Origin of the sequence: Tatumella sp. UCD-D_suzukii (assembly GCF_000611875.2) — a bacterium.
Lineage (GTDB): Bacteria > Pseudomonadota > Gammaproteobacteria > Enterobacterales > Enterobacteriaceae > Tatumella > Tatumella ptyseos.
The window spans coordinates 62,548-80,060 of sequence record NZ_JFJX01000007.1 but is presented as its reverse complement, the minus strand read 5'-3'; the positions used below and the strand labels follow the sequence as shown (position 1 = coordinate 80,060).

At 51.1% G+C, this 17,513-nt stretch carries 19 protein-coding genes; 12 read left to right on the top strand and 7 right to left on the bottom strand.

Annotated elements, in window-relative coordinates; genetic code table 11:
- The first annotated feature begins 39 nt into the window (after positions 1-39).
- Positions 40-702 (top strand): epoxyqueuosine reductase QueH, encoded by a 663-nt coding sequence (locus CG67_RS03170; protein ID WP_025901538.1) that lies wholly within the window; start codon positions 40-42, stop codon positions 700-702.
- Between the two features lie 83 nt (positions 703-785).
- On the opposite strand, the gene hemB is transcribed toward CG67_RS03170, so the two are convergent.
- The 4 genes from hemB to CG67_RS03150 form a co-directional block, all read right to left on the bottom strand.
- Positions 786-1,769 (bottom strand): porphobilinogen synthase, encoded by a 984-nt coding sequence (gene hemB / locus CG67_RS03165; RefSeq protein WP_025901537.1) that lies wholly within the window; start codon positions 1,767-1,769, stop codon positions 786-788.
- Positions 1,770-1,896: 127 nt separating this feature from the next.
- The gene (proP, locus tag CG67_RS03160) at positions 1,897-3,402 is read right to left on the bottom strand and encodes a glycine betaine/L-proline transporter ProP (protein ID WP_025901536.1); all 1,506 of its coding nucleotides are present in this window, start codon (positions 3,400-3,402) and stop codon (positions 1,897-1,899) included.
- 389 nt (positions 3,403-3,791) lie between these two features.
- A complete protein-coding gene (locus CG67_RS03155; protein ID WP_025901535.1) occupies positions 3,792-4,349 on the bottom strand; it encodes a DcrB family lipoprotein in 558 nt (185 codons plus the stop codon).
- Positions 4,350-4,455: 106 nt separating this feature from the next.
- A complete protein-coding gene (locus CG67_RS03150; protein WP_025901534.1) occupies positions 4,456-5,127 on the bottom strand; it encodes a 7-cyano-7-deazaguanine/7-aminomethyl-7-deazaguanine transporter in 672 nt (223 codons plus the stop codon).
- Positions 5,128-5,335: 208 nt separating this feature from the next.
- On the opposite strand from CG67_RS03150, the gene tusA reads away from it, so the two are divergent.
- Positions 5,336-5,593, top strand: a complete 258-nt coding sequence (gene tusA / locus CG67_RS03145) for a sulfurtransferase TusA (RefSeq protein ID WP_025901533.1) — start codon at positions 5,336-5,338, stop codon at positions 5,591-5,593.
- A 23-nt stretch (positions 5,594-5,616) separates the two neighbouring features.
- Here tusA and CG67_RS03140 read toward each other — a convergent pair whose 3' ends face one another.
- A complete protein-coding gene (locus CG67_RS03140; protein WP_025901532.1) occupies positions 5,617-6,246 on the bottom strand; it encodes a lysoplasmalogenase in 630 nt (209 codons plus the stop codon).
- Between the two features lie 166 nt (positions 6,247-6,412).
- Between CG67_RS03140 and CG67_RS03135 the strand changes: the two genes are divergently transcribed.
- Positions 6,413-6,772 carry a DUF2500 domain-containing protein gene (locus tag CG67_RS03135; RefSeq protein ID WP_025901531.1) on the top strand — a complete coding sequence of 120 codons (360 nt, stop codon included), beginning with the start codon at positions 6,413-6,415 and terminating at the stop codon, positions 6,770-6,772.
- Between the two features lie 23 nt (positions 6,773-6,795).
- Here the strand turns inward: CG67_RS03135 and CG67_RS03130 are convergent, their stop codons facing one another.
- Together CG67_RS03130 and rsmD are read right to left on the bottom strand one after the other, a co-directional pair.
- Entirely contained in the window at positions 6,796-7,065 is a 270-nt protein-coding gene (locus CG67_RS03130) for a DUF1145 family protein (protein ID WP_025901530.1), read from the bottom strand.
- 2 nt (positions 7,066-7,067) lie between these two features.
- On the bottom strand, positions 7,068-7,667 hold the full coding sequence (gene rsmD, locus CG67_RS03125) for a 16S rRNA (guanine(966)-N(2))-methyltransferase (RefSeq protein WP_025901529.1): 600 nt from the start codon (positions 7,665-7,667) through the stop codon (positions 7,068-7,070).
- 242 nt (positions 7,668-7,909) lie between these two features.
- Here rsmD and ftsY point away from each other — a divergent pair, with 242 nt between their 5' ends.
- The 9 genes from ftsY (at position 7,910) to ugpQ (ending at position 17,509) form a co-directional block, all read left to right on the top strand.
- Positions 7,910-9,514 (top strand): signal recognition particle-docking protein FtsY, encoded by a 1,605-nt coding sequence (gene ftsY, locus CG67_RS03120; protein WP_025901528.1) that lies wholly within the window; start codon positions 7,910-7,912, stop codon positions 9,512-9,514.
- 5 nt (positions 9,515-9,519) lie between these two features.
- Positions 9,520-10,182 (top strand): cell division ATP-binding protein FtsE, encoded by a 663-nt coding sequence (ftsE, locus tag CG67_RS03115; RefSeq protein ID WP_025901527.1) that lies wholly within the window; start codon positions 9,520-9,522, stop codon positions 10,180-10,182.
- Positions 10,179-11,207: a permease-like cell division protein FtsX gene (gene ftsX, locus CG67_RS03110; protein ID WP_025901526.1), complete on the top strand. Its 1,029-nt coding sequence runs from the start codon at positions 10,179-10,181 to the stop codon at positions 11,205-11,207. The genes ftsE and ftsX overlap by 4 nt, the downstream gene beginning before the upstream one ends.
- A gap of 253 nt (positions 11,208-11,460) precedes the next feature.
- Positions 11,461-12,318 carry an RNA polymerase sigma factor RpoH gene (gene rpoH, locus CG67_RS03105; protein WP_025901525.1) on the top strand — a complete coding sequence of 286 codons (858 nt, stop codon included), beginning with the start codon at positions 11,461-11,463 and terminating at the stop codon, positions 12,316-12,318.
- Between the two features lie 230 nt (positions 12,319-12,548).
- Complete coding sequence (gene ugpB / locus CG67_RS03100; protein ID WP_025901524.1) at positions 12,549-13,868, top strand: sn-glycerol-3-phosphate ABC transporter substrate-binding protein UgpB; 1,320 nt, start codon at positions 12,549-12,551, stop codon at positions 13,866-13,868.
- Positions 13,869-13,959: 91 nt separating this feature from the next.
- A complete protein-coding gene (ugpA, locus tag CG67_RS03095) occupies positions 13,960-14,847 on the top strand; it encodes a sn-glycerol-3-phosphate ABC transporter permease UgpA (protein ID WP_025901523.1) in 888 nt (295 codons plus the stop codon).
- Positions 14,844-15,689: a sn-glycerol-3-phosphate ABC transporter permease UgpE gene (gene ugpE, locus CG67_RS03090; RefSeq protein ID WP_025901522.1), complete on the top strand. Its 846-nt coding sequence runs from the start codon at positions 14,844-14,846 to the stop codon at positions 15,687-15,689. The genes ugpA and ugpE overlap by 4 nt, the downstream gene beginning before the upstream one ends.
- 3 nt (positions 15,690-15,692) lie before the next feature.
- A complete protein-coding gene (locus CG67_RS03085; protein ID WP_025901521.1) occupies positions 15,693-16,766 on the top strand; it encodes a sn-glycerol-3-phosphate import ATP-binding protein UgpC in 1,074 nt (357 codons plus the stop codon).
- Complete coding sequence (gene ugpQ, locus CG67_RS03080; protein ID WP_025901520.1) at positions 16,763-17,509, top strand: glycerophosphodiester phosphodiesterase; 747 nt, start codon at positions 16,763-16,765, stop codon at positions 17,507-17,509. Before CG67_RS03085 ends, ugpQ begins: the two co-directional genes overlap by 4 nt.
- Positions 17,510-17,513: the final 4 nt, after the last annotated feature.

Below are 17,513 nucleotides of genomic sequence, written 5' to 3'. Positions count from 1 at the left end.
GATGCATTTTCGCTGTTGCTACGTTTTGGAAATCTGAGTATGTCTGACGCTTTCGAAAGAAAACCACTACCGCTGCCGGGTGGTCATAATAAAGTTTTACTGCACTCCTGCTGCGCGCCATGTTCAGGAGAAGTGATGGAAGCCATGCTGGCTTCGGGAATTGAGTACACTATCTTTTTCTATAATCCGAATATTCATCCGCTGAAAGAGTATGAACTGCGTAAAGAAGAGAATATTCGTTTTGCAGAGAAGTTCGGCGTACCGTTTGTCGATGCTGACTATGATCGCGACAACTGGTTTGAGCGTGCAAAAGGCATGGAATGGTCTCCGGAACGCGGAGAACGTTGCACCATGTGCTTTGATATGCGCTTTGAACGTACGGCGCTTTATGCCCATGAAAATGGCTTTCCGGTGATCACCTCGTCACTGGGGATTTCCCGCTGGAAAGACATGAAACAGATTAATGATTGTGGCGTTCGTGCTGCCGCGAATTACCCGGAAATGATGTACTGGGAATTCAACTGGCGTAAAGGCGGCGGTTCCGCGCGAATGATTGAGATAAGCAAGCGTGAGCGCTTTTACCAGCAGGAATACTGCGGCTGTATCTATTCGTTACGTGATACCAACCGTCACCGCGTCGCGACAGGCCGTGAACGTATTACGATTGGAGTGCAGTATTACGAACCCGAAAATAATAAATAATCACGGGTTATCCCTGCAAAAAAGGCGTCCTTTGGACGCCTTTTTACCTATGGAGCGTAGCCAGCCTCCCCGGATATGTGACGTTAGCGGGTCAGAATTTTTTTCTCGGCCAAATCCAGCGCAAAATAGCTCAGGATAATATCTGCACCGGCACGTTTGATGGCCCCGAGACTCTCCAGTACCACATTCTGTTCATCAATGGCGCCCGCCTGAGCCGCGAATTTGATCATCGCATATTCACCACTGACCTGGTAAGCCGCCAGAGGCAGGTCTGTGCGTTCACGGATATCCCGGATGATGTCCAGATAAGGGCCTGCCGGTTTTACCATTAATGCGTCAGCACCTTCCGCCTCATCCAGTAAGGACTCACGGATAGCTTCGCGACGGTTCATCGGGTTCATCTGATAGGTTTTACGGTCCCCTTTCAGCGCGGTACCGGCGGCTTCACGGAACGGGCCATAGAAGGAGGACGCAAATTTTGTCGAGTAAGACATAATGGCGGTGTCCGTAAACCCGGCCGCATCCAGTGCCTGCCGAATGGCTTTAACCTGCCCGTCCATTGCCGCGGAGGGGGCAATAAAATCAGCCCCGGCACGTGCGGCGGCCACGGCTTGCTTGCCAAGATTATAAAGCGTCTGATCATTATGAACCGCTCCGTCACAGATCACACCGCAGTGACCATGCGAAGTGTACTCACAAAAACAGGTATCTGACATCACGACCATTTCCGGCACCGTCTCTTTACAGATACGGGACATCCGTGAGACCAGCCCGTTTTCGGCCCAGCTATCGCTTCCGGTATCATCCAGATGGTGTGAGATACCGAAAGTCATCACTGAACGGATACCCGCGTTAGCGATGCGTTCAATTTCGTAAGCCAGTCGTTTTTCAGGGATACGTACCACACCAGGCATCGCGTTGATTGCCTGATAGTCATCCAGCCCTTCTTCAACGAAGATAGGCAGGACAAGATCATTCAGGCTCAGGGAAGTTTCTTTGAATAGTTCACGGACGGAGGCGTTTTTACGCAGTCTTCTTGGACGCTGTACAATAGAAAAGTCGGACATTTTTCACTCTGCACTGATTAGAAATGTTGATTCAGTGTACTCCTTTTATCACGGCGGGACGATGCTCTGTGTGCCAATTGCCTGGCAAACCTCCCCTCAGCACACTGCCGGGGGGAGGAAACATACATTATTCGTTAATATCCGGATGCTGCTGAACCAGATTTTTACGTTTGGCCTCCAGACGTGCGATTTCTTCGTCGATATCTTCGATTTTATGCTCGATATTATCGTGGTGTTCCTGAAGAATTTCCCGGGCTTCTTCCAGGTCCGAAGCTGCCGGGGTGGCACCGCTTAAGGGCTTGTTAGCCGTTTCTTTCATAAAGACCCCGGTGAATAATCCGATCACGGCAATCACCATCAGATAGTAAGCAGGCATCATCAGGTTATTACTCGCCTCGACCAGCCAGGCGGCGAGGGTGGGCGTCAGACCGGCAATTAATATAGAAATATTAAAAGCGCTTGCCAGAGCACTGTAACGGATTTGGGTCGGGAACATCGCCGGCAGGGTGGAGGCCATTACCCCGGTAAAGGCGTTGAGGATCACCGCCAGTATCAGTAAACCCGCAAAAATCAGGCCCAGAACATTACTGGTGATCAGCATAAATGCCGGGATGGCGCAGATGAACAGCGCAATACTGCCAATAATCACGAACGGACGACGTCCGAAACGGTCACTGAGCATACCCATCACGGGCTGGACAAACAGCATACCGATCATAATCGCAATAATAATCAGCACACCGTGGTCTTCGGAATAGTGCAGGTTATGTGACAGGTAGCTCGGCATGTAGGTCAGCAACATGTAATAGGTCACATTTGTTGATATTACCAGCCCTACGCAGGCCAGCAGACTTTTCCAGTGCCGTACCGCAATAGACTTAAAGGAAACCTTAGGTCCATCACGCAGGCCTTCACGGTCTCCTTCCTCCAGTTTTTCCACATGCTGGCGGAATGCCGGCGTCTCTTCCAGGGCATGGCGCAGATATAATCCGATAACCCCCAGCGGTAGCGCCAGAAAGAAAGGCAAACGCCAGCCCCATTCTGTGAATCGCTCGTCACCGATAATGGCAGAAATTAATACCACGACACCGGCCCCGAGGATAAATCCGATGATAGAACCGAAATCCAGCCAGCTCCCCATAAAGCCACGCTTACGATCAGGGGAGTATTCTGCAACAAAGATAGAGGCACCTGTGTATTCACCCCCGACAGAGAAGCCCTGCGCCATTTTTGCCAGCAGCAGCAGGATGGGGGCCCAGATCCCTATCGAGGCATAAGAGGGGATCAGACCGATACAGAAGGTACTGACAGACATGATAACAATGGTCACTGACAGAATTTTTTGCCTGCCAAACTTATCACCAAGCATGCCGAAAAATAATCCCCCTAACGGGCGGATAAGGAATGGTACGGAGAACGTGGCGAGGGCCGCAATCATCTGAATGCCGGGTGATGCGGAAGGGAAAAAGACTTTCCCTAAGGCATAGGCGACGAATCCGTAAACCCCGAAATCGAACCACTCCATAGCATTCCCCAGCGATGCAGCCGTAATTGCTTTACGTAGCCGGGTGTCATCAATAATGGTGACGTCATCAATCTCAATAGGTTTTATACGCTTCCTACGTAATTTCATATGCATACCTGTATTTTGTTCATAAATTGTCAGGAGGAACGTCCGGGTCTAAATGTAATAAAATGTTACACCAGACAATAAGCATAGATGCTAATCGGCGTTTCAGCACATCCTGACTGGACAATAAATTGACAGCTCTTTTATTGTCATGAAGGCGTAAGTATAACTTTAATTTATGGCTAAAGTCATAGGGGGCCTGAAAGCAGGTCATTGTGGCAGAGGGTGTTCCGGCATTTCGTAAACACGCTGTTTTTATATATTTAATTGATTATTTGGGTTTTATTTATTGGCAGGGGGCAGGCTGAAACGGGGGGATACCGCCCGGAGCGGAGAGGCAGAGCATGTTTATCACGCTTCATCATAAGAAAGCGTGATAAACACGGTAAGGGTTAGTTAAGGGTGATGGTCTTAACAATATCCTCAGCAATAGTTTGTGACTGTGCCTGATTATCGGCCGGTAATGAAATCTGCAGGGTCACCAGCTTACCATCCACTTTGGTCATAACGACGGTTGACCAGTTAGTTTGATTTTTCGCAGAAATCACGGTGTCGAGCTGTTGTGCCGGCTGACCGCTCAGAGTAATCGCTTTATCAGAAACAACCTGTAACTGTGGGTCGCGGTTGCGTTGCTGATCTTCAAGGCGCTGTGTCAGCACGTCCAGTCCGTCATTGGTCGCGGAGCCGACAATAACGATGACCGCCTGCTGACCATTACTGTTGGCATATACGTGCATATTGTTGGTTGTTGTCCCCAGTTTGCCTGTTTGATCAGACATACCTGACGGCAGGGTAAAGCTGAGTTTACCTCCGGGCAGAGTAATGGTTTGCGCTGCCTGCTGAGAAGCCGCTGCACTATGAGTGTCAGAGGTATTGTCTTTCTTCTGGTCACAGGCGGCCAGGCCGATGACCAGCAATCCGACACTGAGATATCTGATAAATTTACGCATCTGAATTCCTTTTAATAGTTCACATCAGTGATCACAACGAAAACAGAAAAGAAAATCAATCTGTTGTTTGTCACCAAATCTTAGCTGCTCTGACGGGCAGAGGCATTCAGCATTGGCTGAATCCTGCCGTCTGGTCTTGTATTTTTCCGGAAAGCTTTTTTAGCAAGGCATTCAGTAAGATACCATAAGCAGGAAGGAAAAAAACAAGGCAAATCAATATCTTGTAGCTATAGTCCGCCAGTGCTATTTCGACCCAGTGTTGTGCCATGAACAGATCGCTGCTGTGATAAAACGCGATGGAGAAAAACGCAAAGGTATCGCTGATATTGCCGAAAAACATGGCTGCCGCCGGGGCGAGCCACCAGCGAGACAGACGGCGCAGACGGTCGAACACATGAATATCCAGCAACTGACCCAGGACATAGGCCATAAAACTGGCCAGGGCTATCCGTGCAACGACGACATTCAGATGTTGTAGTGAATCCCACCCTTGCCAGCTTCCCTGATAAAACAGGCACGAGATCAGGTAGGAAATCAGCAAGGAGGGCAGCATTGCCAGAAAAATAATGCGTCTGGCCAGTGGTGCGCCGAAGATCCTTACCGTCAGATCGGTGGCAAGAAAGATAAACGGAAAGCTGAAAGCTCCCCAGGTGGTATGCAGTCCGAAGATATTAATAGGCAGCTGCACCAGATAATTACTGGAAGTGATAATAAGTAAATGAAAAACCGATAATACAATACGCGCACGCAGACGCTGGCGGGAGTTAAACGTAATCATTTCAGGCCTTTTTAGGTGGGGGTGAGGGAACCCATTAATACAAAGATGAGTGTACCGATGAACGGACGCTCATGGAATAGTGGCGGAGCCACAAGGCGGCGCATATTACCTGCTTAACCGGGTAATGCAAGGGGTCGGGGCTGCGGGAATTGTCTGTCCTCGTGACCGGAGGTAGAATAACCCTTCATGACATTAAACAGAGAACCCCATGAGTGAGCTTTTCAGTCAGGCCAACCATACCCTGGATACGCTGGGTTTACGCTGCCCCGAGCCGGTGATGATGGTACGCAAAACTATCCGTCATATGCAGGAAGGTGAAACCCTGCTCATCGTTGCTGACGATCCGGCGACCACACGCGACATCCCGGGATTCTGCCGGTTTATGGAACATACTTTACTGGCGCAGGATACCGCACAGTCACCGTTTCGCTATCTGCTCCGCAAGGGCGTGTCATCCTCTGCCTGAGGGTTCTCTTTGCTGGCCGGGAGTTAAAAGACCCACAGTGAGCGGACTATCATAAAATGTCCGATAATAAATAATGCCTCGCAGATAGCTCTGTCTCCGGCAAAACGGCGACGGAAAAGGCTTACCAGCCCGCAAATATGTGCCAGTAACAGTAAATCCGTTCCCGCCATCAGAGATAACGTTTCGTCGGTCTGATGGCTGAAGTATTGCAATGACGCAGCCCAGCACATCACCAGTGTCATTGTCAGCATGGTACATACCGGCCAGCGCAATTCTTCCAGCCGGCTCCGGATAATCCCTAATACGACGAGGCCGATAACCAGCAACGTCAGCGGTACCGGCCAGCAGACACCAAAAGAAATCCCGCGGGTCAGGTTAAGGGTATACAGCAAAGAAGAAAGGAACATCGCGCCGAAGGCATATAACAGTTGCCGGCGGGAAAGCATCGCCAGCAGGCTCCCGGCCATCGCTGCCATCAACCCTGCGGGAATAAAATAATCGACAACTGAACGGGTCGGTGCCTGCCAGGCCCAGGCCAGCATCAGTAAGAATGTCACAGGCTTAAATAACCAGCGTTGCCAGCGGGGCCCCCGGTAGGATGCATCTATATAGAGCCAGCCGGAAAACAGCACTGCAAGAAATGACCAAAGCATATTTTCTTCCTTAATCTTCTTTAAATCTGGCCAGGAGCGAGGAATACTGTGATGACTACGGCCCCGTTTCGCCACTGACATTGCTCAACGATTATTACTGTGATCGGCAAAAAATGCAGGCAAATGATGCGGATTTTTCAGAAAACGATTTTGTGAGGATCACCGGATGACCAGACCGCCGCTGATTTTTATTATTGTCATTGTCGCCATTGTGCTACTGGCCGGCCATCAGTTCTTCAAACAACGGGATGACACCGCTAACAATGATGCTTCCCCGATCGTCACTCAGCAGGCGGTGATCGTCAGTAAGCGCGAATATCCCTATCCGGACCGTCATTCCCGGCAACGTGAGGTGATCGCCGGAGAAACTCTTCGTTATGAGATTACCTTCCGTCGCGAACCGGTCGGCGAAACGTTTACCGTGCCGGTGAGCGAAGGGCAATATAACGACTGCATTCCCGGCACAACCGGCGCTTTACGTATGCAGGGAACGCGCTTTATCAGCTTTACGCCGGGGACGCATTAACCCCCGACGGGCCCCGGGTGAACTTACTTGCCGGGGTAGTTTTTCTTCTGCCAGGAAAGCAGTTCGAAGACCCCGAAAAAGAAGATCTTTAACTGGGTATATCCGCTGAGGGCCGGGGCATCTTTAGACTGCGTGGCTCGCAGCAGTACCAGTTGCAGGCCATGCATGACCACCATAAAAAATAATGCCACATCAATAAAATATTTCAGCGGCTTAGGTGCCGGATGAACAATATTCATCAGCAAAAAAAGCCACACGAAAACCATCAGGATACGTCCGCCAATAACCCACATATTTATTCTCCTTGCCTGTCTGAGACGCTACGGTGATACAGCCGGTAAGCTACCTGACCGGCGACTTTTTCACGATAAAGTCGCCAGCTGGCAGGCACCTCAGGGGGCGCATGTTCGGTCTCACATTCGATATAAATCAGGGCCTCTCCGGACAGCCAGCCTTTGTTTTCCAGCAGCGTGAGCGTTTCACTTAGTAACCCCTTACGGAAAGGCGGGTCCACAAAGACGATATCGTAAGGTTCTCCGGGGGTGTTCAGCCACTGTAATGTATTGCCCTGAACCACATGACCTTGTGTCGTTTTAAGGGTCTGCAGATTTGCGGAAAGCTGCCGGGCGACAGCAGGATCCAGTTCCAGCAATGTGACGTGGCCAGCATAGCGGGAAAGGGCTTCAATACCCAGAGCACCACTACCTGCAAAACAATCCAGACAACGAGCCTGTGCCATCTCCGGGGCCAGCCAGTTAAATAGCGTTTCCCGCACCCGATCGGTCGTCGGGCGAAGCCCGGCACTCACCGGTACAGGCAGTTTTCTGCCGCGCCATTGCCCGCCAATAATGCGTACTTGTCCGGCGCCTGCCGGCCCCCGGGAATGTTTATTCATATTCATCATAACTCTTCATAATTTGTTGCCTAGTTTAGCGGGCACTGACGTGATAAGAAACGGTAAAAAAGGGTGCTGTAATGCAATGCCTGGAAAATGGTAGACTATCTGACCATGCATTCGCGATACCTGGCGGCCGTATAAGACCGGCAGGTATCTGATAAATTAAACAGAAGTCCCGAATATCTCTGTACGGAAGGGATTATCTTCCTGGTTCGGGCCGAAAGGAGCGTTGCTGCATAATGGCAAAAGAAAAAAAACGGGGCTTTTTCTCCTGGCTGGGCTTTGGCCGTGATGAAGAGAAAAATGCAGAGCCTGAAGAACAACAAAAGGAAACAGCGGACGTTACCGCTGAACCAGGCGTCCCCGCAGAACCTGAACATGTAGCGGATCTCCCGACAAAGGAAGAGACTGCCGGGGAAGATGAAAGCGTACTGAAGACGGCAGCCGGGTCAGAAACGCCTGTGGAGGAGACATCCGGACTCACTGAGACCGATGGCGAGCACCGGGTGCACGACGCGGCGCCAGTGCCTGATGTGGCTGAGACGGTTCACAAGACCGAACCTGAAAAAGCAGAGGTGCCGGAAAGCAAACCGCTGGTCTCTGACGCCGATAAAGCGGCACTGTCTGAGCCGGTAGAACCGGAGTTACCGGGGACTATTATTGAACAACCGCAGTCGGTAGCCCCGGTCACTCAGAGTATTACCGCGCCGGCGATTGAACGCGTGGAAGCTGAACAGCCAACCCCGGAGCCAGCCCCGGAAATTCCTCCTGCGACTGAAACTGAAGCAGAGCAACTGGCGGAACAGCCGGAACTGATCGAAGACGTGCCGGAAACCCCGGCGGAAACGCCTAAGATTAGTCCGGAAGAGAGCGAAGAAACGGTTGCAGAAACGGGGATTATTACCGAGCAGGAACGACCTGTCCGCGAAGGATTCTTCGCCCGTTTAAAACGCAGTCTGGTCAAAACACGACAGAACCTCGGTACCGGTTTTATCGGGTTATTTCGCGGAAAAAAAATCGACGATGAACTGTTCGAAGAGCTTGAAGAACAACTACTTATCGCAGATGTTGGCGTCGATACCACCCGTAAAATCATCAGTAACCTCACTGCTCAGGCAAGCCGCAAACAGCTGCGTGATGCTGAAGCGCTGTATGGCATTCTGAAGCAGGAAATGTCTGCTATTCTGGATAAGGTTGAGCAACCGCTGGATATTGAAGGAAAAACACCGTTTGTTATCCTGATGGTCGGTGTTAATGGTGTGGGTAAAACAACCACTATCGGTAAGCTGGCGCGTCAGTATCAGTCGGAAGGAAAATCGGTAATGCTGGCCGCCGGGGATACTTTCCGTGCAGCCGCGGTAGAGCAACTGGAAGTCTGGGGACAGCGCAATAATATCCCGGTCGTTTCCCAGCATACCGGTGCGGATTCAGCCTCGGTGATTTTTGATGCGATTCAGGCCGCTAAATCCCGTGGAGTTGATGTGTTGATTGCGGACACCGCAGGCCGGTTGCAGAATAAATCGCACCTGATGGAAGAGCTGAAAAAAATCACCCGCGTGATGGGTAAACTGGATGACAGTGCGCCGCATGAAGTGATGCTGACCATTGATGCCAGCACAGGGCAGAATGCCGTCAGCCAGACAAAGTTGTTCCATGAAGCGGTTGGTCTGACCGGTATTACACTGACTAAGCTGGACGGTACGGCGAAAGGGGGAGTGATTTTCTCTGTGGCAGACCAGTTCGGTATTCCTATCCGATACATCGGTGTCGGAGAAAGCATCGATGATTTACGGCCATTTAAGGCCGGCGATTTTATAGAGGCATTGTTTGCCCGAGAGGACTAATTTGGATGATTCGCTTTGAAGAGGTCAGTAAAGCATATCTGGGAGGACGCCAGGCGCTTCAGGGCGTAGATTTTCATCTGCGTCAGGGAGAAATGGCGTTTCTGACCGGTCATTCCGGGGCAGGTAAGAGTACCTTACTCAAACTTATCTGCGGGATCGAACGCCCCAGTGCCGGACAAATCTGGTTTAGCGGACATAATATTACGCGTTTACGCAATAGCGAGGTGCCGTTCCTGCGCCGTCAGATTGGTATGATCTTCCAGGATCACCATCTGCTGATGGACAGAACCGTGTATGACAACATTGCTATCCCGTTAATTATCTCCGGCGCCAGCGGTGAAGATATTCGCCGCAGGGTTTCCGCTGCCCTGGATAAAGTGGGCCTGCTCGATAAAGCGAAGAGTTTCCCGATTCAGCTCTCCGGCGGTGAACAACAACGTGTCGGTATTGCCAGAGCCGTTGTTAATAAACCAGCATTATTGCTGGCCGATGAACCGACCGGTAACCTCGATCACGCATTATCAGAAGATATACTGCGTTTATTTGAAGAATTTAATCGCGTTGGTGTCACTGTCCTGATGGCAACTCATGATATGTCTCTTATTTCCCGTAGGAATTATCGTGTTATGACCCTCAGTCAGGGACGATTACATGGGGGAGTGGCATGAAGTTTGGCAAGGGTAATCAGGTAAACCGCCGGGTTAAAAAGGCACCGGCCGCGGCCGCCAGGCCCCGGACGAAGCCAAAACCAAAGCGGGTTTCGAAAGAGAAAGCACTGCGCGGTGGCTGGCAGGAGCAATGGCACTATGCCTGGCGCGGGATGTTGTCTGATATGTTACGTCAGCCACTGGCTACACTACTGACGGTCACGGTCATCGCTATCTCACTGACGCTGCCAAGTGTGTGTTATATCGTCTGGAAGAACGTCGACCAGGCGGCGAACGAATGGTATCCGGCGCCTCAGCTGACGGTCTATTTGTCGAAGACACTCGATGATGATGCTGCGCAAAATGTGATTAATCAGCTGAAACAGACCGAGGGTGTGGAACATGTCGATTATCTGAGTCGCGAAGAAGCCTTGAACGAGTTCCGCAACTGGTCCGGTTTCGGTGGCGCGATGGATATGCTTGAGCAGAACCCATTACCTGCGGTGGCGATTATTACACCGAAACTTAACTTCCAGAACTCAGACACCATGAATACATTGCGTGATCGGGTGGCGAAGGTCAGTGGTATTGACCAGGTACGTATGGATGACAGTTGGTTTGCCCGCTTGTCTGCCTTAACGGGGCTGGTCGGCCAGGTGGCTCTGATGATTGGGTTGCTGATGGTGGTGGCGGTGTTCCTCGTTATCGGCAACAGCGTAAGGCTCAGTATCTTTGCCCGCAGAGATACCATCAATGTACAGAAACTTCTTGGTGCAACGGATGGGTTTATCTTACGGCCATTTGTCTATGGCGGTGCCATGCTGGGCTTATCAGGGGCTTTTGTTTCGCTGATCCTCTCCGAGTTTTTGGTGTTTCGCCTTGAGTCGGTTGTGTCACATGTGGCAAGTGTCTTCAGTACCTCCTTTGATTTAAAAGGATTTTCGTTCGACGAAGCCCTGCTGCTGCTGCTGGTCTCTGCCATTGTTGGCTGGATTGCCGCCTGGCTTGCGACTGCACAACATTTACGCCGTTTTACACCCCAGTAATCCGGAGTAATGTTTTTTTGCTATAATTATCCTCTGTTGCCATGTGTCGGGGAGCAGAGGATAATTTCCCCGCAGTACCTCCGGTATCTCCGTCGGAATTATTCACAACAAAGAATGAACCTGTGGATAACTTTAGTGTCTTACTGATTAATAGCACGCATTGCTTTCGATCTTTGGGCACGGCTGACATAATGTAGGTGCCGGTTGTGGTAAGGATCAGGCAATATTTTTTAATAATTCTGAGAGGGTTTGAATGACCAAAGAAATGCATGCTTTAGCTATTGCTCCTCTGGGTAATCTGGATGCATATATCCGGGCCGCTAATGGCTGCCCGATGCTGACAGCCGACGAGGAAAAAGCGCTGGCTGAACGGCTGCATTACCAGGGCGATCTGGATGCAGCTAAAAAGCTGATCCTGTCACATCTGCGCTTTGTGGTTCATATTGCTCGTAATTATGCAGGTTATGGCCTGCCCCAGGCGGATCTTATTCAGGAAGGTAATATCGGCCTGATGAAAGCGGTACGTCGTTTTAATCCGGAAGTGGGTGTGCGCCTGGTCTCCTTTGCTGTCCACTGGATCAAAGCAGAAATCCACGAATATGTACTGCGTAACTGGCGCATCGTGAAAGTGGCCACGACGAAAGCTCAGCGTAAGCTGTTCTTTAACCTGCGTAAAACTAAACAACGCCTCGGCTGGTTTAATCAGGATGAAGTCGAAATGGTTGCCCGCGAACTGGGCGTCAGCAGCAAAGATGTGCGTGAAATGGAATCACGGATGGCTGCTCAGGATATGACATTTGACCCGACGCCGGAAGATGAAAGCAGCGAAGGGAAATCGATGGCTCCTATGCTGTACCTGCAGGATAAAGCGTCTGACTTCGCTGATGGTATCGAAGAAGATAACTGGGAAGCCCATGCGGCGGATAAGTTAAGTGATGCTATGCAGGGGCTGGATGAACGCAGTCAGAACATTATCCGTGCCCGCTGGCTGGATGAAGACAGTAAAACAACGCTGCAGGAACTGGCCGATCAGTACGGTGTTTCTGCAGAACGTGTTCGCCAGCTGGAAAAAAATGCCATGAAAAAACTCCGGGTGGCTATCGAAGCCTGATCCGGATATTTTTCAGAAGGGTGGCCTTGGTAGCCGCCCTTTTTTATGGGCTGAAAGCCGCGCCAGCGCCATTTATCATGCCTGATGTTTAACTTCTTCCCCGGCCAACCGGTCACCCTGTCATTCTTTGGTCATATAACTGACATCTTCAATTAATTTTTCTGTCATTTTTCCGTGTCATTTTAGCTCGCGAATCTCTTAGCGGACAGTTAATGCCACAGGATAAAACTATGTCAGCAATAAAAATACGTCACTATGCAGCAGGGTTGTTACTGGCCTCCGGCCTGAGTAGTAATGCGTTTGCAGTTACTGAAATACCTTTCTGGCACTCCATGGATGGTGCGTTGGGGACAGAAGTTAACTCTCTGGCTCAGCGTTTTAACCAGCAACATCCTGACTATAAAATTGTCCCTGTCTATAAAGGGAATTATGAACAAAGTCTTGCTGCGGGCATCGCTGCTGTTCGTGGCGGAAATGCGCCGGCAATATTACAGGTCTATGAAGTCGGCACAGCAACCATGATGGCATCCCACGCCATTAAACCTGTTTATCAGGTATTCAAAGATGCCGGTATCCCGTTTGATGAAAAACAGTTTGTTCCGACCATTGCCAGTTATTATTCCGATGCGAAAACCGGACAGCTCCTCTCTGAGCCTTTCAACAGTTCGACCCCGGTGCTTTATTACAACAAAGATGCCTTCAAAAAAGCAGGGCTGGATCCTGAAAAGCCGCCGGTGACCTGGCAGGAACTGGCAACAGATGCGGCTGCATTACGTAAGTCCGGAATGAATTGTGGCTATGCGAGTGGCTGGCAGGGTTGGATCCAGCTCGAAGAGTTCAGCGCCTGGCACGGTCTGCCTTTCGCGACAGAGAATAATGGTTTTGATGGCACTGACGCGAAACTGGTGTTTAACGGGCCGGAACAGATCCGTCATATCGAAATGCTGGAACAGATGAATAAAGCCGGGACGTTCACCTATTACGGTCGTAAGGATGAATCTACCGCGAAATTCTATAGTGGTGAATGCGGTATGACGACCGCTTCGTCTGCCTCTCTGGCCGATATTCGCCAGTATGCCAAATTTAACTTTGGTGTCGGCATGCTGCCTTACGATGCAACGGACAAAAAAGCACCGCAGAATGCCATGATCGGCGGAGCCAGCCTGTGGGTGATGCGCGGTCAGAACGCTCAGACGTATAAAGGCGTGGCCGAATTTATGAAGTTCCTGGCCGGGCCTGCGATTGCGGCTGAGTGGCATCAGAAAACCGGCTATCTGCCTGCCACAGTGGCGGCTTATGACCTGACCCGCCAGCAGGGATTCTATAAAAAGCACCCCGGCGAAGATATTGCGATGAAACAGATGCTGAACAAGCCGCCACTGCCATTCACCAAAGGTTTACGCCTTGGCAATATGCCGCAAATCCGTACGGTTATTGATGAAGAACTGGAAAGCGTCTGGACGGGTAAAGAAACCCCGAAAGTCGCGCTGGATAACGCGGTTCAACGTGGAAATCTGTTGCTGGAACGTTTCCAACAGCAGGTTCAGTAACCCCGGCATCCGCAATACCCTCTCAGGCCTTACCGTCAGGCAGGTCCGGGAGGGTAGCTTTTATCGTATTACCGCCTGAGGTCTTCGAACAATGTCATCTTCCCGCCCCGTATTTCATCAGCGTGTTTTGCCTTACCTGCTGCTGTTGCCACAGCTGGCGGTCACGCTTATTTTTTTCATCTGGCCGGCCAGTGAAGCGCTATGGTATTCACTCGAGAATCTGGACCCGTTCGGATTCTCTTCCCGCTTTGTCGGACTTGAAAACTTTTATGAACTGTTCCGGGACCCGTATTACCTGGACTCATTCCGTACGACAATAATTTTCAGTGGCCTGGTGACCGGGATAGGCCTGGTAATTTCACTGCTATTTGCGGCACTGGTGGATCATGTTCTGCGCCTGAAGAAGTTTTATCAGACATTACTGTTGCTGCCCTATGCCGTATCCCCGGCGATAGCCGCCGTACTCTGGATGTTCCTGTTTAACCCGGGGATGGGGGTGTTAAGCCATGCGCTGCAATTAATGGGCTATAACTGGAATCATGCACAAAATAGTGGTCAGGCCATGGTCCTGGTTGTCCTGGCATCCGTCTGGCAGCAGTTAAGTTATAACTTCCTGTTTTTCTTCGCAGCATTACAGGCAATCCCCCGTTCTCTGGTCGAAGCCGCCGCACTGGACGGTGCCGGGCCCGTGCGCCGGTTTATCCATCTTTCTTTGCCATTGATCACCCCGGTGAGTTTCTTCCTGCTGGTCGTCAATCTGGTGTATGCCTTCTTTGATACCTTCCCTGTCATTGATGCGGCGACCCAGGGCGGTCCGGTACAGTCCACGACGACCCTGATTTATAAAATTTATCGTGAAGGGTTCACGGGGCTGGACCTGAGTGCCTCGGCAGCTCAGTCAGTGGTGTTAATGGTGATTGTCATTCTGCTGACGGTCGTTCAGTTCCGGTATATCGAACGTAAGGTGCGCTACCAATGATAGAAAATCGTCGTGGCCTGGATATCTTCAGTCACATCATGCTATGGCTGGGTATCCTGACCATTTTGTTCCCTATTTATGTCGCGGTGGTTGCGGCGAGCATGGATAACCATGAAGTGTTCCAATCCCCGATATCGTTGTTGCCCGGGAGCCATCTCTGGCAAAACATTCATACTATCTGGACGCAAGGTGTCAGCCCCGGGAGCCCGCCTATCGGACATATGTTACTGAACAGTACGATTATGGCATTAGGTATCACGGTAGGTAAGATTTCCATTTCAATCATCTCTGCATTTGCGCTGGTCTGGTTTCGTTTTCCGCTGCGTCAGTTCTTTTTCTGGATGATCTTCATCACGCTGATGTTACCTGTCGAAGTCCGTATCTTTCCGACCGTGGAAGTAGTGTCACAGTTGCATATGCTCAACAGTTATAACGGATTGATATTGCCGATGATGGCATCGGCCACGGCCACCTTTTTGTTCCGGCAGTTCTTCCTGTCGTTACCGAATGAGCTGATTGAAGCTGCCCGTATTGATGGTGCCAGCCCGATGCGGTTCTTCTTTGACATTGTATTGCCGTTATCTAAAACCAATCTGGCAGCCCTGTTTGTGATCACCTTTATCTATGGCTGGAACCAGTATCTCTGGCCCCTGCTCATCACCAGTGATTCACGGATGAGCACCGCAGTGGCGGGCATACGTGGAATGATATCGCTGGGGGATGGCGTGACACAGTGGAACCTGGTAATGGCAGCGATGCTTCTTACCCTGATCCCACCGTTACTCGTCGTGATTATTATGCAGCGTGCCTTTGTGAAAGGCCTGGTAGAAAGTGAGAAATAAGTTATGGCAAGTGTACATTTTCAGGCAGTAACAAAATCGTATGATGGTAAAAACCGGATTATCCAGCCGCTGAATATTACGATTGAAGAAGGCGAATTTATGGTGATGGTCGGTCCTTCCGGTTGCGGAAAGTCGACCTTACTGAGAATGGTGGCAGGTCTGGAGACGGTGAGCTCCGGTGATATTTATATTGATAATCAGTGTGTCACCACGCTTGAACCGAAAGATCGCGGTATTGCGATGGTGTTCCAGAATTATGCGTTATACCCGCATATGACGGTTGAGCAGAATATGGGGTACGGACTCCGCATCCGGGGGATGGGTAAAGAGCAGATCCGCCAGAAGGTCCTGCAAGCGGCTCGCAGCCTGGAACTGGATGCCTTACTGACCCGTCATCCGCGTGAATTATCGGGAGGACAACGTCAGCGCGTTGCGATGGGACGGGCCATTGTACGGGAGCCATCGGTGTTCCTGTTTGATGAACCCCTCTCTAACCTGGATGCACGATTGCGGGTGCAGATGCGTCTGGAGCTGCAGCAACTTCATCAGCGGCTCAAAACCACCAGTCTCTATGTGACCCACGACCAGGTCGAAGCTATGACGCTGGCTCAGCGCGTTATGGTGATGAATAAAGGCATTGTTGAGCAGGTCGGAACACCGGTGGAAGTGTATGAGAAACCGGCAACCACTTTTGTTGCGGCATTTATCGGCTCGCCGGCCATGAATCTGTTGCCGGGGAAAGTCAGTGCTGATGGACGGGATATTATCCTTGACCCGCAGTGTCACCTTCCTCTAAGTCAGCAGCAACCCGGCCTGGCCAACCGGCAGATAACGTTAGGGGTCCGCCCGGAACATATTAAGGTTTGTTCCCGGGAAGCAGGTGGAGTACCGATGCAGGTTGATACACTGGAAATCCTCGGCGCAGATAACTTAGTCCATGGTAAAATCGGGGAACATCGTCTGGTGGTCCGTTTGCCTCATGAGCAACGTCCGCAGCCCGGGTCATTACTGTGGCTGGAGTTTCCGCTGACCGCACGACATTATTTTGACACCACTACAGGACAACGCCTGGTATGAAAACTCAGCCCTGGCCTTACCCGCACATTGTGGCTCATCGCGGCGGCGGAAAACTGGCACCGGAAAATACCCTGGCGGCTATCGACGTCGGGCACCATTACGGGCACACCATGATCGAGTTTGATGCAAAGCTCTCAAAAGATCATCAGATCTTTTTGTTGCACGATGACACCCTGGAACGAACAACCAATGGCCAGGGCATTGCCGGACAACAGAACTGGCAAGCCTTATCGACACTGGATGCCGGTCGCTGGTTCAGCGATACCTTCATCAATGAACCCCCGGCGCTGCTGACACAGGTGGCTGAACGTTGCCGGCAGTACGGGATGAAAGCCAATATTGAAATTAAGCCCACCACCGGGCAGGACGAACTGACCGGTCGTGAAGTTGCCCTGGCAGCCAGAACGTTATGGCTGGGGCAGGTTGCTCCCTTGCTGTCGTCATTTTCACCTCAGGCGCTGGCGGCCGCCCGTGATGCGGTGCCGGAACTGCCCCGTGGCCTGTTACTGGATGAATGGCAGGATGACTGGCAGGCTCTGACGGATGAGCTCGGCTGCGTTGCCCTCCATCTTAATCACCGGTTGCTGGATGCAGCGCGCACCCGGCAGATCAAAGCCGCCGGATTACGTATTCTGGTGTATACAGTAAATGACCCGCAGCGAGCCCGGGAGCTTCTGGAGTGGGGTGTCGATATGATCTGTACCGACTGTATTGATGTTATTGGTCCCGGTTTCACTGCATAAGACG

Bases quoted from the DNA above. Each gene is read 5' to 3' on its own strand.
- rpoH (WP_025901525.1), top strand. From the start codon at position 11,461: ATGACCAAAGAAATGCATGCTTTAGCTATTGCTCCTCTGGGTAATCTG.
- tusA (WP_025901533.1), top strand. From the start codon at position 5,336: ATGAGTGAGCTTTTCAGTCAGGCCAACCATACCCTGGATACGCTGGGT.
- hemB (WP_025901537.1), bottom strand. From the start codon at position 1,769: ATGTCCGACTTTTCTATTGTACAGCGTCCAAGAAGACTGCGTAAAAAC.
- CG67_RS03150 (WP_025901534.1), bottom strand. From the start codon at position 5,127: ATGATTACGTTTAACTCCCGCCAGCGTCTGCGTGCGCGTATTGTATTA.
- ugpQ (WP_025901520.1), top strand. From the start codon at position 16,763: ATGAAAACTCAGCCCTGGCCTTACCCGCACATTGTGGCTCATCGCGGC.
- ftsY (WP_025901528.1), top strand. From the start codon at position 7,910: ATGGCAAAAGAAAAAAAACGGGGCTTTTTCTCCTGGCTGGGCTTTGGC.
- CG67_RS03155 (WP_025901535.1), bottom strand. From the start codon at position 4,349: ATGCGTAAATTTATCAGATATCTCAGTGTCGGATTGCTGGTCATCGGC.
- CG67_RS03140 (WP_025901532.1), bottom strand. From the start codon at position 6,246: ATGCTTTGGTCATTTCTTGCAGTGCTGTTTTCCGGCTGGCTCTATATA.
- proP (WP_025901536.1), bottom strand. From the start codon at position 3,402: ATGAAATTACGTAGGAAGCGTATAAAACCTATTGAGATTGATGACGTC.
- CG67_RS03130 (WP_025901530.1), bottom strand. From the start codon at position 7,065: ATGTGGGTTATTGGCGGACGTATCCTGATGGTTTTCGTGTGGCTTTTT.
- CG67_RS03085 (WP_025901521.1), top strand. From the start codon at position 15,693: ATGGCAAGTGTACATTTTCAGGCAGTAACAAAATCGTATGATGGTAAA.
- CG67_RS03135 (WP_025901531.1), top strand. From the start codon at position 6,413: ATGACCAGACCGCCGCTGATTTTTATTATTGTCATTGTCGCCATTGTG.
- ftsX (WP_025901526.1), top strand. From the start codon at position 10,179: ATGAAGTTTGGCAAGGGTAATCAGGTAAACCGCCGGGTTAAAAAGGCA.
- CG67_RS03170 (WP_025901538.1), top strand. From the start codon at position 40: ATGTCTGACGCTTTCGAAAGAAAACCACTACCGCTGCCGGGTGGTCAT.
- ugpA (WP_025901523.1), top strand. From the start codon at position 13,960: ATGTCATCTTCCCGCCCCGTATTTCATCAGCGTGTTTTGCCTTACCTG.
- ugpB (WP_025901524.1), top strand. From the start codon at position 12,549: ATGTCAGCAATAAAAATACGTCACTATGCAGCAGGGTTGTTACTGGCC.
- ftsE (WP_025901527.1), top strand. From the start codon at position 9,520: ATGATTCGCTTTGAAGAGGTCAGTAAAGCATATCTGGGAGGACGCCAG.
- rsmD (WP_025901529.1), bottom strand. From the start codon at position 7,667: ATGAATAAACATTCCCGGGGGCCGGCAGGCGCCGGACAAGTACGCATT.
- ugpE (WP_025901522.1), top strand. From the start codon at position 14,844: ATGATAGAAAATCGTCGTGGCCTGGATATCTTCAGTCACATCATGCTA.